This is a genomic window from Ciceribacter sp. T2.26MG-112.2, assembly GCF_900492205.1.
Classification (GTDB): Bacteria; Pseudomonadota; Alphaproteobacteria; order Rhizobiales; family Rhizobiaceae; genus Allorhizobium; species Allorhizobium naphthalenivorans_A.
Window position 1 is genome coordinate 164,284 of the sequence record NZ_UEYQ01000008.1, and the last position, 13,500, is coordinate 177,783.

General features: G+C 63.1%; 15 protein-coding genes. 9 read left to right on the forward strand and 6 right to left on the reverse strand.

The window, feature by feature from the left end; genetic code table 11:
- Positions 1 to 31 precede the first annotated feature (31 nt).
- Positions 32 to 1,480 carry a glycogen synthase GlgA gene (glgA, locus tag DYZ14_RS14165; RefSeq protein ID WP_195949956.1) on the forward strand — a complete coding sequence of 483 codons (1,449 nt, stop codon included), beginning with the start codon at positions 32 to 34 and terminating at the stop codon, positions 1,478 to 1,480.
- A 64-nt stretch (positions 1,481 to 1,544) separates the two neighbouring features.
- Here the strand turns inward: glgA and DYZ14_RS14170 are convergent, their stop codons facing one another.
- Together DYZ14_RS14170 and DYZ14_RS14175 are read right to left on the reverse strand one after the other, a co-directional pair.
- On the reverse strand, positions 1,545 to 1,724 hold the full coding sequence (locus tag DYZ14_RS14170) for a hypothetical protein (protein ID WP_154721274.1): 180 nt from the start codon (positions 1,722 to 1,724) through the stop codon (positions 1,545 to 1,547).
- A gap of 16 nt (positions 1,725 to 1,740) precedes the next feature.
- The gene (locus tag DYZ14_RS14175; RefSeq protein ID WP_154721275.1) at positions 1,741 to 2,016 is read right to left on the reverse strand and encodes a hypothetical protein; all 276 of its coding nucleotides are present in this window, start codon (positions 2,014 to 2,016) and stop codon (positions 1,741 to 1,743) included.
- Between the two features lie 117 nt (positions 2,017 to 2,133).
- Here DYZ14_RS14175 and DYZ14_RS14180 point away from each other — a divergent pair, with 117 nt between their 5' ends.
- Positions 2,134 to 2,409: a hypothetical protein gene (locus DYZ14_RS14180; RefSeq protein WP_154721276.1), complete on the forward strand. Its 276-nt coding sequence runs from the start codon at positions 2,134 to 2,136 to the stop codon at positions 2,407 to 2,409.
- A 24-nt stretch (positions 2,410 to 2,433) separates the two neighbouring features.
- On the opposite strand, the gene DYZ14_RS14185 is transcribed toward DYZ14_RS14180, so the two are convergent.
- Entirely contained in the window at positions 2,434 to 2,667 is a 234-nt protein-coding gene (locus DYZ14_RS14185) for a hypothetical protein (RefSeq protein WP_154721277.1), read from the reverse strand.
- A gap of 146 nt (positions 2,668 to 2,813) precedes the next feature.
- Positions 2,814 to 4,496 carry a sensor histidine kinase gene (locus DYZ14_RS14190; protein ID WP_154721278.1) on the reverse strand — a complete coding sequence of 561 codons (1,683 nt, stop codon included), beginning with the start codon at positions 4,494 to 4,496 and terminating at the stop codon, positions 2,814 to 2,816.
- A 248-nt stretch (positions 4,497 to 4,744) separates the two neighbouring features.
- Here DYZ14_RS14190 and DYZ14_RS14195 point away from each other — a divergent pair, with 248 nt between their 5' ends.
- Both DYZ14_RS14195 and DYZ14_RS14200 read left to right on the forward strand, forming a co-directional pair.
- Positions 4,745 to 5,722 carry an SDR family oxidoreductase gene (locus DYZ14_RS14195; RefSeq protein WP_154721279.1) on the forward strand — a complete coding sequence of 326 codons (978 nt, stop codon included), beginning with the start codon at positions 4,745 to 4,747 and terminating at the stop codon, positions 5,720 to 5,722.
- A gap of 72 nt (positions 5,723 to 5,794) precedes the next feature.
- Positions 5,795 to 6,061 (forward strand): BON domain-containing protein, encoded by a 267-nt coding sequence (locus DYZ14_RS14200; protein WP_154721280.1) that lies wholly within the window; start codon positions 5,795 to 5,797, stop codon positions 6,059 to 6,061.
- A 97-nt stretch (positions 6,062 to 6,158) separates the two neighbouring features.
- Here the strand turns inward: DYZ14_RS14200 and DYZ14_RS14205 are convergent, their stop codons facing one another.
- Both DYZ14_RS14205 and DYZ14_RS14210 read right to left on the reverse strand, forming a co-directional pair.
- Positions 6,159 to 6,392 (reverse strand): hypothetical protein, encoded by a 234-nt coding sequence (locus DYZ14_RS14205; protein WP_115668480.1) that lies wholly within the window; start codon positions 6,390 to 6,392, stop codon positions 6,159 to 6,161.
- Positions 6,393 to 6,497: 105 nt separating this feature from the next.
- Positions 6,498 to 7,619, reverse strand: a complete 1,122-nt coding sequence (locus DYZ14_RS14210; protein WP_154721281.1) for a polysaccharide deacetylase family protein — start codon at positions 7,617 to 7,619, stop codon at positions 6,498 to 6,500.
- 98 nt (positions 7,620 to 7,717) lie between these two features.
- Here DYZ14_RS14210 and DYZ14_RS14215 point away from each other — a divergent pair, with 98 nt between their 5' ends.
- From DYZ14_RS14215 to DYZ14_RS14235, 5 genes are all read left to right on the forward strand, one after another.
- A complete protein-coding gene (locus tag DYZ14_RS14215) occupies positions 7,718 to 8,719 on the forward strand; it encodes a glycosyltransferase family 2 protein (protein WP_154721282.1) in 1,002 nt (333 codons plus the stop codon).
- A 33-nt stretch (positions 8,720 to 8,752) separates the two neighbouring features.
- Positions 8,753 to 10,267 carry a lipopolysaccharide biosynthesis protein gene (locus DYZ14_RS14220; RefSeq protein WP_154721283.1) on the forward strand — a complete coding sequence of 505 codons (1,515 nt, stop codon included), beginning with the start codon at positions 8,753 to 8,755 and terminating at the stop codon, positions 10,265 to 10,267.
- A gap of 3 nt (positions 10,268 to 10,270) precedes the next feature.
- Complete coding sequence (locus DYZ14_RS14225; RefSeq protein WP_154721284.1) at positions 10,271 to 12,019, forward strand: alpha/beta hydrolase; 1,749 nt, start codon at positions 10,271 to 10,273, stop codon at positions 12,017 to 12,019.
- Between the two features lie 314 nt (positions 12,020 to 12,333).
- Positions 12,334 to 13,137: a helix-turn-helix domain-containing protein gene (locus DYZ14_RS14230; RefSeq protein WP_154721285.1), complete on the forward strand. Its 804-nt coding sequence runs from the start codon at positions 12,334 to 12,336 to the stop codon at positions 13,135 to 13,137.
- Positions 13,134 to 13,388 carry a type II toxin-antitoxin system HigB family toxin gene (locus tag DYZ14_RS14235; RefSeq protein ID WP_154721286.1) on the forward strand — a complete coding sequence of 85 codons (255 nt, stop codon included), beginning with the start codon at positions 13,134 to 13,136 and terminating at the stop codon, positions 13,386 to 13,388. The genes DYZ14_RS14230 and DYZ14_RS14235 overlap by 4 nt, the downstream gene beginning before the upstream one ends.
- Positions 13,389 to 13,500 lie beyond the last annotated feature (112 nt).

Consider the following 13,500-nt stretch of genomic DNA (forward strand, 5'->3'; position numbering starts at 1 on the left):
CATGCCTTCCTCCGCTGCCACGCGCAAAAGGTTGAAGGTTCTCGCCGTAACCTCCGAGATCTATCCGCTGGTCAAGACCGGCGGGCTGGCCGATGTGACAGGCGCCCTGCCCAAGGCCTTGTCGGCATTCCGCATCGATACCCATAACCTCGTGCCCGGCTATCCGGCCTTGCTCGATCAGGCCCGGCGTCATCCGCCGCTGATGGAATTCGACAATCTGCTGGGCGAACGGGCCACATTGCGACATCTCGAAATCGACGGCCTCTGCCTGTTCGTTCTCGATGCGCCACAGCTTTACGACCGCGACGGCGGACCTTATGTCGATCGTCACGGCAACGACCACCCCGACAACTGGAAGCGCTTTGCCGTCCTGTCGCTTGCCGCAGCCGAAATCGCCGCCGGCGCCCTTCCCGGTTGGCAGCCTGATCTCGTGCATAGCCACGACTGGCAGACGGCACTGACCTCGGTCTACATGCGGTCGATGGGCTGCGCGGTGCCGGTCGTGCTGACGATCCACAACCTGGCCTTCCAGGGTCAGTTCCCGGCGCAGGTGCTGAGTGCGATCGGACTGCCGCCCCATGCCTACAGTCTCGACTGCATGGAATATTTCGGCGACATCAGCTACCTGAAGGGCGGACTGATGACTGCCGACCACATCACGGTCGTCAGCCCGACCTATGCGCGCGAAATTCTGATGCCGACCTTCGGGATGGGGTTGCAGGGCGTCTTGCGCCAGAGGATGGACAGGCTGCAAGGCATCGTCAACGGGATCGACCAGGAGATCTGGGACCCGGCAAACGATCCGCACCTGCCGGTCGGCTACGACGCCCGCTCGATCCGCAACAAGAGGCGGAACAAGCCGGCGCTGCTCGAGCGTTTCGCCATGCAGCCCGGCAAGGGCCCGCTGTTTTCCGCCGTCAGCCGCATCACCTGGCAGAAGGGCATGGACATGCTGGCGGATGTTGCCGACGAGATCTTCCAGGTGGACGGGCGCCTGATCGTGCTCGGCCAGGGCGACCGCGACATCGAGGCGGCGCTGCATCGCACGGCGGAGCGTTATCCGGGCCGCATGGCGGTGTCGATCGGTTATGACGAACCGACAGCCCACCTTATTCACGGCGGTTCCGACGCCATCATCCAGCCTTCCCGTTTCGAGCCCTGCGGTCTCACGCAACTATACGCCCTGCGCTACGGCTGCGTGCCGGTGGTGTCGCGCACGGGGGGCCTGTCCGAGACGATCATCGACGCGAACGACGCGGCACTTTCGGCACGCGTTGCGACCGGCTTCCAGTTTCATCCGGTAACGGCGGAGGGTTTGCGCCATGCAATCCGCCGCGCCTGCGCTGCCTATCGCCATCCCACCCACTGGTCGCGCCTGCAAATGCGGGCGATGCAGGCCGACTATTCCTGGGATCGCAGTGCCGCAGCCTATGCGTCGCTCTATGAGCGATTGGCTTCCACCCGGTCGCTGATGACCTGACGCTGGATGTGCGACGCAAAAATGCCCGGCGTTGTCGCCGGGCACTTCCTGATCGGTTTTTTGTTCACTTGGTGGTCGCGCCGGAGCCCTGCACCTGGCTTTCGCCGCCGGTGCCCGTTTCAGGCGTCGGATCGCGATCGATCGTCTCCGCAGGAACGGGGTCCGTGGAGGCCGGGGTCGCATCGCGCTGGGTCGATGTCTGGTCCTCGCCGCAGGCGGTCAGCAACCCGGCGCAGAGCAGCAAGAGGGCGGTCTTTTTTTCATCTCCATAGCTCCTTGACGGGATTGTCGGAAGAACTGGACTGTCGTGCCGATAAGGTCCGCTCCAGGGCTGCGATGTCCTCGCAATCCGCGGGAACCGGGTCGCCGGCAATCGCTTCGAGCACTTCGGGTTTCAACGCGCCATGGCGAATGGCCCACCGCAGCGTCTCACGCGTCTGCCGCTCGGCCTCCAGTTGCGCATAAAGCGCGATGATCAGCCGATCTCGAGGATCGGGATGACGCCGCCAGCGGGGCGGCCGAACGGTATCGGTCACGATAAAATCTCCAGAATGAACTCTTCTTTTGCCTCCAGGGGAAACTTTTCGGCGGCTTCATTGTTCCCTGTCGGGGGTGGTCGCCCACCATGACGAAGCCAAGCGCAGGAGCGAAAAATGACCGATATGGCCAGACAGGAAATCGAAGGCAGGCTGAACGCCCACAGGGAGATTCTCGTTTCCCTCCTTTCGGCAGCGATAAATGGTCCGGAAGCCGTTTCCGGCATGGTGCGCAGCCTGGGAGAGGACGTCCTGCCCAAAGACGGCGCCGAGGATCCGGGCCTGACGCCGTCGGCCGGCTACGCCTCGGGGGCTGAGAAGGCCGACGAGATCCGCGCCATTCTCTCCGCCGCGAACGACCGGGCCGAAGCTCTCAGGCGCATCGGTCCGTAAACGATCACGGTTGTCTGCAGGAGATTATTCCGGGGCTGATCGATCGGTCGGATCGTAATTGGGATCCCAGTCCTTGGGCGGATTCTTCTTGCCGGGAGGCCACTTGTTCACCGTTGCATCCTCGGAACCGGTGATCACCGTCGGCTTGGCGCTGGCCACGCCATTGTTATCGCCGCCATGCTGCGTTCCGACGAATTGCGGCGCTGCATCCTTGCGGATGTCACCGGCAGCATCATAGGCGTAGGACTTCTTTCGCATTGGAACCTCGCTTCGATCCATGGAGCGTTTCGTGCCATGGACCTGTCGTGATTGTCAGGTCGCGCCGCCGGCGGCGCACACTGTCAAACCGACGAACAGGGGCAAAGGTTCCTTGGCGCCGAGGCAGGCGGAATGCCGACGCGGGCTTAAAGCTCGCCGTGGACCAGCGGATTTTCGATGGCCGACAAGGGAGCTGTCAGCGTCCAGTGCAAGCCGCTGTCCTCGAACTCCATGACCACCTTGCCGCTGAAGGCGGCCGCCGCATGGCGTTCGACCACCGTAGTGCCGAAGCCCTGTCGCGACGGCTTTACCACCGGCGGACCGCCCGACTCGACCCAGCGCAACTGGAGCCGCTTGGTGCCCTCCTCGCCGTCGAGGAAGGTCCATTCGATCAGCACCCGGCCCTCGGGAACAGAGAGTGCGCCGTATTTGACGGAATTGGTCGCCAGTTCATAGAACACAAGACCGAGATTCTGCACGGCATTGGCATTCGCCAACAGGTCCTCGCCGCGCGTCTCGATCCGGCCCATCGAACCCACCACGGCGGAAAGCTGCAATTCGATCACCTTGGAAAGCGGAATGCCGCCCCATTGCTGCTGGGCGAGTGCCTCGATCGACTGCGCCAGTCCGGAAAGGCGACCGCTGACGGCCTTCTGCAGTTCGTCGACACTGTCGGTCCCGCGGGCCAGTTGGCGCAGCATGGCCTGAACAAGCGACAGGATGTTCTTGGTGCGATGGACGAGTTCCTGGAGGATGAAATGAACCCGTTCCTCCGCCTGGGCGCGATCGAACGAGGCATTGGACAGCGCGATGGCGACTTGGTTGGCCTCGGTGATCTTGGTCATCTCCGGCGAGACGATCTCGCCGCGGCCGATGCGTTCCGCCACGTGGGCGATCTGGCGGATCGAATAGCGCAATTGATGCGCCGCCACGAGAACGATGCCGAGGCTGACCGCAAGCAGGGCGATGCTGCCGTAGATCAGATTCTGCCAGGTATTGGCGAGCGAGGCCTGCGCCGTCGAGACCGGGCCCCAGATTGCCACGCGCCAGGGCCAATCGCCGACGCGGGCATAACCGAGCATGGTTTCGTGCCCGTCGTGCAGCGTGACCGCACTCTGATTGGAGCCGACCATCAGTTCCACCAGATGCCCGGGAAAGTCCCCACCGGAAGGGATGTTCTCCGGTCCGCTCGACACGATGACCTTGTTGTCGACATCGATCACCGCGGCCGACCAGGCGGGGGGCAGGATATCGGTGGCGGTCAGGCTGACCAGGTCTCCGGCATTCTGTGTCAGGACGAGAGCGGCCCCCGATGCCGAAGCCGGCGGCGAAAGCGGCAGGATGAGGTTGAACACCCATTGCCGGCTCGTCGCGCCGAAAAAGATGCCCGATGCCTCGATCTCGCCGGAGGCGAGCACCGACTCGAGTGTCGAAATATCCGTCATCCGCTTCAACGGCGCACCAAATGCAACGCGCGTGTTGAGCTTCTGGTTGCCCTGTGCATCGGCGAGCAGCACATAGAGCGAGCCTCCGCTGAGGCTCGACGCGACGCGCTTGTGGAAGGATTGGAGATCGCCGGTGGCCAATTCTGCGGCGCCGCCCAGGAGACGAAGGGTGGTTTCCATGTCCTCGAGCTCGCGCTCGAAATTTCGTCCGATGGTCTGCGCGTCCTGCGCCGTCTCCTGGCGCAAGGCTTCATATTCGCTGCGTTCCAGCTGCCAAAGCAGGAAGATCACGAAGGCGAGCAAAGGCAGCGTCGCCAGGATCGCCATGGCGATGAGATAGGCCCCGATCGAGGCCGTGGGGAAGAGCCGCGAGAGCCTACCCATTCCTGCCGAGGAACCTCGACTTCACCAAGGATGAACGCCGACCTTTACCGCATTCCATTGTTCGTCCTCCCTCGCTCAATATCTCTATCTAATTGAGCAATATAGCATGTCTCGATCGCTGCCAACCGGCAGAACGTCTGGCGCGGAACAATCGGCCCGCGTGGCGGGTTCTGTCCTTGCAATGGCAGCCTGGCACTGTGTCGGGCGCCACGCCATTCATCGCAACCGGCCACACCGAAGGAGCGATCATGGACAGGACGAGCGACAAGAGTGACCAGACAGCGGAACGCCAGCGCGACATCCAACGCGAAGTCGCCGCCGACGATGCGCGCGAGGCTTCGGCGAAGACCGGCGACGGCGCGGTCCAGGCGGGGGCGCGACGTTATCCCGAACCGCCGTTTCCGCAACAGCACAAGCCCAAGCCGGGTATGGAGCACGGCCTCGATCCGGCGCCGATGTATGACGCTCCTTTCTACAAGGGGTCGGACAAACTCGCCGGGATGGTGGCGCTGATCACCGGCGGCGATTCCGGCATCGGGCGCGCGGTAGCCGTACTGTTTGCCCGCGAAGGCGCTGACGTCGCAATCTCCCACCTGGCCGAGGATCGCGATGCGGACATGACCCGCAAGGCGGTCGAAGCGGAAGGGCGGCGGTGCCTCGTCAGTCGCGGTGACGTGCGGGACGCAAGCTATTGCCGCGATCTGGTGGCGGACGTGGTCAAGACCTTCGGCAAGCTCGACGTGCTGGTCAACAATGCCGCCTTCCAGGTCCATTCGAAACGGATCGAGGATCTTTCCGACGAACACTTCGACGAGACCCTGAAGACCAATCTCTACGGCTATTTTCACGTGACCAAGGCAGCCGTGCCGCATCTGAAGAACGGGAGTTCGATCATCAACACCGGCTCGGTGGTCGGTATCAAGGGCAGCGACAATCTGCTCGACTATTCCATGACGAAGGGCGGGATACACGCGTTTACGCGTTCGCTGGCTGCCAACCTGATTAAGCGGGGCATCCGCGTCAATGCGGTTGCTCCCGGTCCCGTATGGACGCCGCTGAACCCTTCCGATCGGGAAGCCGAGGATGTCGCCAAGTTCGGCAGCCAGGTGCCGATGAAGCGTCCGGCCCAGCCGGAAGAACTGGCGCCGGCCCAGGTCTTCCTCGCCTCGCCGCAATGCTCCAGCTACATTTCCGGAGAGATCCTGCCTGTGATCGGCGGCTACTGAAAAAATTCGTGGCGCGCGGAACAAGAAGCGCCCCGGCGCGTTTCCGCGCATCAACGGCCAAAGGAGACGGCAATGGTATTCAAACCGCAGCGCTTTCACGACGAGAAGCCGGTCGTCGAGCTCGAGCACGACAATCAGGAACCGCTTGAGACCGCGGTGGCGCGCCAGCTGGCCATTTCCCAGGGGATCGACGCCAGCCGCATCTCTGTCACGGCCTCCGGAACCACGATCTTCCTTTCGGGCAGCCTGTTGGACGAGTCCGAAATCGACCGGGCGATAGAGATCGTCCTGGCGGTTCCGGGAGTCGAGAAGATCACCCACGACTTGCAGGTCGGTTGACCAAGCTTCGGCGTTCCGAACGCGGGCCGGGACTATGATCGGGCTCGCTGTGCCCGACTTCGCATCCTTGCTCGAGGCCAAATCGTGCGATGAGCGGCTATAACGAGAGGCGCGGCTGATAAAGGACGGCCGTGCCGGCGATCGCCAACATTTTTCCATCCAAATTCTGTTGCCGCAGCACGAACGAGCGGCGTTTCGCCACCGTCTGCATGTGGCGCTGCGCCGCCTCCACGGCCATCCGATAGGTCGGATAGGACGGCGACTGTACGCCTTCCGAGAGAAAGACCCACCCGCGGGCGTGCGGAACAATGTCGCAAAAAACTTCAGTCATCCCAGACTCCTCCTGATCGCGGCAAACGCGTGAAGCGCCGGATGGTTCCGATCCCAGGAGCTGAATGGGGATATTTTTTACGTCGCCGGCCAGCAGCCGCCGGCTTCAGGTGCCGATCGCGACAGGATTGCCAAAGCCGGTGGTCATCGCCCGGTGCAAGCCGTTCAAGCGGCTGGCGAGAGCGGCACGACTTTGCGGCGCATAGCCGACATCGATACGGGGGAGAAGCTGAGGGTGTCGCAGATGCTCGGAGAAAAGATGGCCGGCGCGGGTGGTGAAGCTCGCCTCAAAACCGGCCAGGGCCGCCAAGCGCGCCTCGCGTTCGCCGCAGGCGCCAGGCGTGCCAAAGGGATAGGCGAGGTAGCGGACCGGCCGGCCGAGCAGATTTTCGAGATAGGCCTTGTTCGACTTCAGTTCGTTGAGCACGGTCGCCTCATCGAGAGCGGATAAGAAACGGTGGCTTTGCGTATGGGCGCCGATCTCGACGAGGGGATGGGCCGCAAACGTCCGCAATTCGGCTTCATCCATCGCATAGCGTTCGACGAGGGTCGCGAGATCGATGCCCTTGGCCGCGAAGACGGGCGCCAAGGCGTCCGCCCGTGACTGGTCGGTGCCGATCCAGCCCGTGACCATTCTCATGGCCGACATCTTGCTGGCAAGATCCCCGCAATCGAAGCTGCGCCCCATGGCGGGAAGATCGAGCACGGCCGAGGTCTTGATGAGCTCGCGCAAACCCAGCCACCACGCATTTATCTCGCGCGTGATCATGCCGGTCGGAGCAAACAGCGTCATCGGCGCCTGCGCCCGTTCGAGCACCGGCAGGGCGTTCGTCCGGTTGTCGCGATAGCCGTCGTCGAAGGTCAGCAAGGCAAAGGGCGTGCTGTCCGGCTCGGCCAGCCGGCGCAGCCCCTCGCCGATCGGCACGATGTCGCGACCGTCGGCCCGCACGGCATCGATGATCCGGGCGAGTTGCGCGGCGCTGCAGCCCGTGCGCAATTCGCCGTCGACGTCGGAATGAATCTCGTGAAACATCAGGGCAATGCCCTTGCCGCGATAGGCGCGGGCAAGGATTGCGCCGGCACCGGTGCGGTGGGCTGCTTCCTCCGACAGCCTGAACATCTTCGGCCTGGCAATGGCCGCCAGACGACCCGGCAATGCCGAGATCGGCTCCTGGCGCAGATTGCGCAGGAGATTTCGAACATTGTCGAGATAAAATGACGTCGGCATGAGAGACCCGTGCAATAGTGTGACTGTCGACCGCGCCAGTATACGGAATCGAAAGAAATGATTCCTTAATATCCCGATCCGCGAACGGGGTAGTATTCATGACAGAACCACTGGTGTCCGTTGTCATTCCGTGTTTCAACACGAAAGACTGCGTCGTACACGCGGTGCAAAGCGCGCTCGCGCAGCGGGATGTGCATATGGAGGTGATCGTCGTCGACGACGGATCGACCGACGGAACCCCCGAACTGGTGGAACGCGCATTTGCCGGGGACGCGCGCGTGCTCGTCATGCGCCAACCCCGCAATATGGGTCCCTCCGCTGCCCGAAATGCGGGTTTCAAGGCCGCAAGGGGCACATGGACGGCCCTGCTCGATTCCGACGACCTCTGGCGTCCCGACCGGCTGCAGCGGCTTTTGCGCCACGCGGACGAGGCGGAGTTCATCGCCGACAATCTCATGGCCTATGACGCTGCGGCGGGCGCGGAGGCCGGACCCGTCTACACCGGCTTGTCCGACGGCTATCTGACGATGACGGACTTTCTCCTGCCCTCGGCTGCCGACCGGCACGATTTCGGCTATCTTCAGCCGCTGGTGCGCACCGACTTCTTGCGGCGGCATCGCATCGTCTACCGCGACGATGTGAGGGCGGGCGAGGATCTGCTGTTCAACCTTCGCATCCTGGCCGCCGGCGGGCGTGCCTACTATGTCGATGAGCCGCTTTATATCTACACGACGCCGGTCGGCGCGATCAGTGGCCTGTCCTCGCCCCACTCCCGCAGCACGGCCGATACGCGTCCGCTCATTACGGCCCTAGAGCAGGTACGGAGCGAGCTGTGGGCCCGCCTGACGGGTGAAGAAAGGCAGGCTTTCGAACTGCGCCTCGCCGACCTTCGCGCCAAGGCTCCCATCGGGCGCTTTCACCGCGCCAGGGCCAAAGGCAGGTATTTCGACATGATCAAGCTCTTCCTGACCGAACCCGTCATCCGACGCAGGGTTGTCGCGCGATTGCTGCGGGAAACCGATGGCCAATCGCCATCGCAAGGCCGGCTGCAGCAAGCGGCCGGCGGAGCGTCTCGGCCAAGGCGCAATCTAGACACGTGAACGTCCGCGAAAGCGGATATCAGCAGGACAATCATGGCCACCTTCATCCGCTCGTCGGCTTTCAGCACCCTTGCCGGCATTATTTCCCTGGCCTTCGGTTTCGCCGGAAGCGTGATCGTCGCGCGCCTGCTGGGCCCCCAGGGGTCCGGCGAGGTCGCCTTCGCGCTGTTCATCGCCATGACCGCCTCGACGCTGGTCGGTCTCGGCATACCGAACCTGCTGTTGCGCTACATACCGACCTATGACCGGCCCGGCCATCCGGGCGGCGGCCTGGCGCGGGTGCTTCTGCCCTACTTCCTGGTGCCGACCGTGCTTGTCGCGGCGGGGCTCGTCGCCTATGCCTTGTGGCTGCAGGTCTCCGACCACGTCACCGAACACGCGCCGTCAACCTGGGCGATGACCAGCCTCATCCTCCTGTCCTATGCGATCGCCAGCCTTTCGGAGAGCGCGGCCCGCGGGCTCAATCGTTTTGCCGAGACAACCAGGCTCACCTTCATCGGCTGCCTCATCCAGCTGCCGCTGATCGCCATCGGCGGTTATCTGTTCGGGGTCGCCGGCGCCCTTGCCGGTCATGTGGGCCGCCATCTTCCCCAGGCTGTGGGACTGTGGCGCTATATCGCCCAGAAACCCGATCCCGGCATCGTCGTCACGCCGAAAATGAAAGCCCTTGGCCGGGACAGCTGGTTCTCCGCCGCGGTCGGCATGTTCATCTGGACGCGGATGGAGTTCTTCTTCCTCGGCCTCTATTACGGCACGACCGAAATCGGCCACTATGCGGCCGGGCTGACACTGGCCGGGCTGGTCGTCCAACTCCCCACCCAGATGCTGGGCGGATTGACGCCGCATATCGGCCGTCATCACGACAGCGGCGATCTCGACCGGATCCGGCTGACCTATCACCGCATCATGCGCTGGCTCAGCCTGCTCATCCTGCCCATCTGCTTCGGCGGCGCGGCCATCATGGGTGAGTTGCTGCCGCTGCTGTTCGGTCCGGATTTCCGCGAGTCGGTCCCCATGGCTCAGGTGCTGGTCGGTTTCGCCTTCATCACCGCGCTGTCCACCGTTCCGACGATCATCATCGGCGCCTGCGAGCGCAGCGGCTTCTTCGTCTATGCCTCGCCCATTACCGCCGTCGTTTCCCTGCTGAGTTTCGCGCTCATCATCCCCGAGGGCGCCGGACTCGGATCGGCCTGGGCTCGAACGGGCGTGCATGGGCTATGGCTGACCTGGCTCATCGCCTTCTGCTGGATGCGCCTGCGGATCGGTCTCAACGTCAAGGACCTGCTGCTGATCGCACTTGCCGCCCTTGTCTGCGCGGCGGTTGCCTATGGCGTACTGCTTGAGATCCAGGGCCTTGTCGGCCTCGTGCTTTCCGTCGCCTGCGGTGCACTCGTCTATGCGATCGCCTTGCGCGTGCTTCGCGTCGTTCCGCACAACGATGTCGTTGCGCTGGCGACCAATCTTCCTTCCAAACTCCCGCGTCGGCTGTCAGATCTCATCTATCGCCTGCTGCTGCTCGTCGTTCCCACCCGCCGCTCGGATGACTAAGACATGACGCAAACCTTACCGATCGCGTTTGCCGGTTGCGCCGGACACCTGACCCTCCCGGACGCGGCAGGCCAAGGCCGGACCGGGATCGTCCTGTGCCGCAGCTGGGGTTTCGACGAACTCTGCACCCGGAAATTTCTCCGCTGCCTCGCCGACGCGCTGGCCGCCGAAGGTTTCCCGGTCCTCAGGTTCGACTATCCGGGCACCGTCGATTCGCTGGATCTCGCCGGCGGCGAGGATCTGCAATCCTGGACGGATGCGGCGATCGCGGCTTGCGACAGCCTGAAGGGCGCGGCCGATTGCCGGCAGGTGGTCGTTTTCGGCCTTGGTCCCGGCGCGCTGATCGCCGAGCGGGTGGCGCATCTTCGATCCGACGTCGCGGGCCTCATTCTGGCCGCGCCGGTCGCCAGCGGCAAAAGGTTCCTGCGCGAGACCAATCTTCGGGCCAAGGTGATCCTCGAGGGGCTCGGACTTCCCGCCGAGGCCCTGCCCGAGGGCGAAGTCTCGATCGGCGGACTGGTGCTGCCGCGCGGCGTTGCCGTCGATCTCCAGTCGACCGGCATCGATATGACACCATGGGCAGTCTCCCTGCCCTGCCTCGTCGCCGCCCGCCCCGCCGTCCCCTCCGACAGTGAAACGGCGACGCGGTTCGGCGCCTCGGGCCATCAGGTCACGGTGCTCCCCTTTGACGGCTACGACAAGCTGATGGAAGACCCGACCGCCTCGATCGTGCCGCAAGCGCTGATCGCCGAGATGGCCGAGTGGTGCTCGGCAACATTTCCCCGCGAAGACAGAGCCGAGGCGACGGCGGGCGTTCCCGACGCACCGGCACGTCTCGTCGGCGACGGGTTCACCGAGGAAGGCGTCGTCTTTCGCCCCGAAGCGCCGCTCTTCGGCGTCTTGTGCCGGCCGGCTTCCCCAAGGCCGGCGGGGCAAGGGGGCAAGGTCGCGGTCTTTCTCAACTCCGGCTACGACCATCACGGCGGCTGGGCGCGCTGCTGGGTCGAGGCCGCCCGCGAACTTGCCCGCCGCGGCATTCCCTCCCTGCGTTTCGACGTCTCCAACATCTGCGACAGCCCGGCGCGAGCCGGCGATCCGGATCAGGTCCTCTATACCCAAGGTCCGATCCGCGACGTCTGCGACGCTTTGGACTATCTGGATCAGGCCTGCCCCGGCGACTATGTACTGATCGGGCGATGCAGCGGCGCCTATGGCGCATTCCACGCCGGACACCGGGATGCCCGGGTCACCGCGCTCGCCCTCATCAACCAGTTGCGCCTGATCTGGGACCCGGAGGAAAGCCTGGTCGAGGTGGCGCGCATGGGCCCACGCCCGATCGGCGAATACAAGCGGCGTCTGACCGACCCGAAGACCTTCAAACGGCTTATTTCCGGCGAAATCAGCATTCGCGGCGTGCTGCGCGGCCTGTCGATCCATATCGTGTCGCGTCTTTCGCACGCGCTCGCGCCGATCTTCCCGAACCTGTCGAAATACGGACGGTTCCGCGCCGAGTGCCACGCGATCTTCCGCGATCTCGACCGGCGCGGGGTAATGATCAACTTCCTCTGCAGCGAGCGCGACGAGAGCCTGGAACAGCTCGCACTCTATTTCGGCAAGGACCGCGCCGGACTTCGCGCGTTCGAGCATGTCCGCCTCGACACCCTGCCCGACGCCGACCACAACATCACCCCCCTGCCGGCCCAGCGGCACATGCGGCAGTGGATTTGCGATTTCGTGGCGAATGGGAAGTGATCGGCGAACAAAGCCACGGCACCTGAACCCGCGCCTGGCACGAAAGCTGTTCTCAAACTGGAAAAATGGTGCCCGGAGGCGGATTTGAACCACCGACACGCGGATTTTCAATCCGATTTTGCTGTCGCAATACTGCACACTTGGTTGACATTCGCCGTCAAACACCCAACCATAAATCAATCACTTACAGCAATACTGTCAAGACTTCGTGAAGCTTTTCGCCTCCTCAATGAAGGCGCCCCATGGACCAGAACGACCTCCAGTTCAAATGCTGACACGTCGTCCCTTAGGGCGAAATCGAATGGGAGGGGAGCATGACCAATCACCGTCCCTTTCGCGAAGTGAAGCTGCAGTGGCTCCAGCAACTGAGCTGCGACAAGGAACTCAGCGACAACGCTCGATCGGTGGCTCTGTACATCGTCACCACGCACATGAACGGCCACACCGAGAAGGCGTGGCCGTCCTATCAAACGATTGCCGACGCGACCGGCAAGAGCGTCAAGACCATCCAGCGTGCGATCCGGGAACTCGAAGCCAAAGAGTGGTTCGACGTCCGGCGCGGGAATGGCACAGGCCACAATACAGAATATCGTCCGTCTGCGTTGTCGATCCTACGGGCATCCGAGGCACGTGAAAAGACGGACAGAATTGTCACCCTACGCCCGAACGATGGCGGTCAGATTCGTCCGCGAAGGCAGTCACATCTGTCCGACAAAGGTGGTCACATACGTCCACCGAATCCAGAGAAAGAAAAAATATATAAACCTAACGCGCGCGAGGAGTGCTCGGTATCAACCGGTATGCAGCCAGCAGTTCCCGCAATCTTTGTGGCGGACACCAGGACCGAGCAGGTCCTCCAATGGCAAAAATGGCTCGGTCTTCATGGCTTAGGAACACTCGATGTGGTTGACGTGCGAGCGAGCAAAGATGGGAAAGCAGGCTATCGTCTGCCGGGTCATTGGCCTCCTGGCGACACGGATCCGAACTCGCGCACCTGGATCACGTTCTTCAGCCGCCGACGCGGTCGAATACCCGAAAGCGCCGCGATGGCCTTCGCGGGACAATCGAGAGATTCCGAATTGAGACCAATTCGGTCTCATGCTATAGGTGCAGCATGAGGATCATAGCCCGACGCACGCTGCGGGAATATGTCGAACAGCTGGATGGCGACAAGGGGCAGCCTGCGGTGAAAGCGGCCCTCGACGCATGGTTCGACGAAGTGAGCAAGGCGAACTGGACCAGTTCCTCTGACGTGAAGCGACTATATGCAACTGCAAGCGTCGTCAGCGCTCAGAGGATCGTCTTCAACATCAAAGGCAACGATCACCGCTTAGTTGCCGCCGTAGATTTTGAGGTAAGCGCCCGGTGAAGGCCGCCTTGCGAGGTTGATGCGAACATCGGAAGTCCTAGTGCAAACACTAGGAGTAGTCCTATGACCAAGCATCCAATTGAAGTCATCACGTCCGTGGAGCGCCGTCGGC

Coding starts and splice junctions, on each gene's coding strand:
- DYZ14_RS14180 (WP_154721276.1), top strand. CDS start 2,134: ATGACCGATATGGCCAGACAGGAAATCGAAGGCAGGCTGAACGCCCAC.
- DYZ14_RS14185 (WP_154721277.1), bottom strand. CDS start 2,667: ATGCGAAAGAAGTCCTACGCCTATGATGCTGCCGGTGACATCCGCAAG.
- DYZ14_RS14190 (WP_154721278.1), bottom strand. CDS start 4,496: ATGGGTAGGCTCTCGCGGCTCTTCCCCACGGCCTCGATCGGGGCCTAT.
- DYZ14_RS14195 (WP_154721279.1), top strand. CDS start 4,745: ATGGACAGGACGAGCGACAAGAGTGACCAGACAGCGGAACGCCAGCGC.
- DYZ14_RS14200 (WP_154721280.1), top strand. CDS start 5,795: ATGGTATTCAAACCGCAGCGCTTTCACGACGAGAAGCCGGTCGTCGAG.
- DYZ14_RS14205 (WP_115668480.1), bottom strand. CDS start 6,392: ATGACTGAAGTTTTTTGCGACATTGTTCCGCACGCCCGCGGGTGGGTC.
- DYZ14_RS14210 (WP_154721281.1), bottom strand. CDS start 7,619: ATGCCGACGTCATTTTATCTCGACAATGTTCGAAATCTCCTGCGCAAT.
- DYZ14_RS14215 (WP_154721282.1), top strand. CDS start 7,718: ATGACAGAACCACTGGTGTCCGTTGTCATTCCGTGTTTCAACACGAAA.
- DYZ14_RS14220 (WP_154721283.1), top strand. CDS start 8,753: ATGGCCACCTTCATCCGCTCGTCGGCTTTCAGCACCCTTGCCGGCATT.
- DYZ14_RS14225 (WP_154721284.1), top strand. CDS start 10,271: ATGACGCAAACCTTACCGATCGCGTTTGCCGGTTGCGCCGGACACCTG.
- DYZ14_RS14230 (WP_154721285.1), top strand. CDS start 12,334: ATGACCAATCACCGTCCCTTTCGCGAAGTGAAGCTGCAGTGGCTCCAG.
- DYZ14_RS14235 (WP_154721286.1), top strand. CDS start 13,134: ATGAGGATCATAGCCCGACGCACGCTGCGGGAATATGTCGAACAGCTG.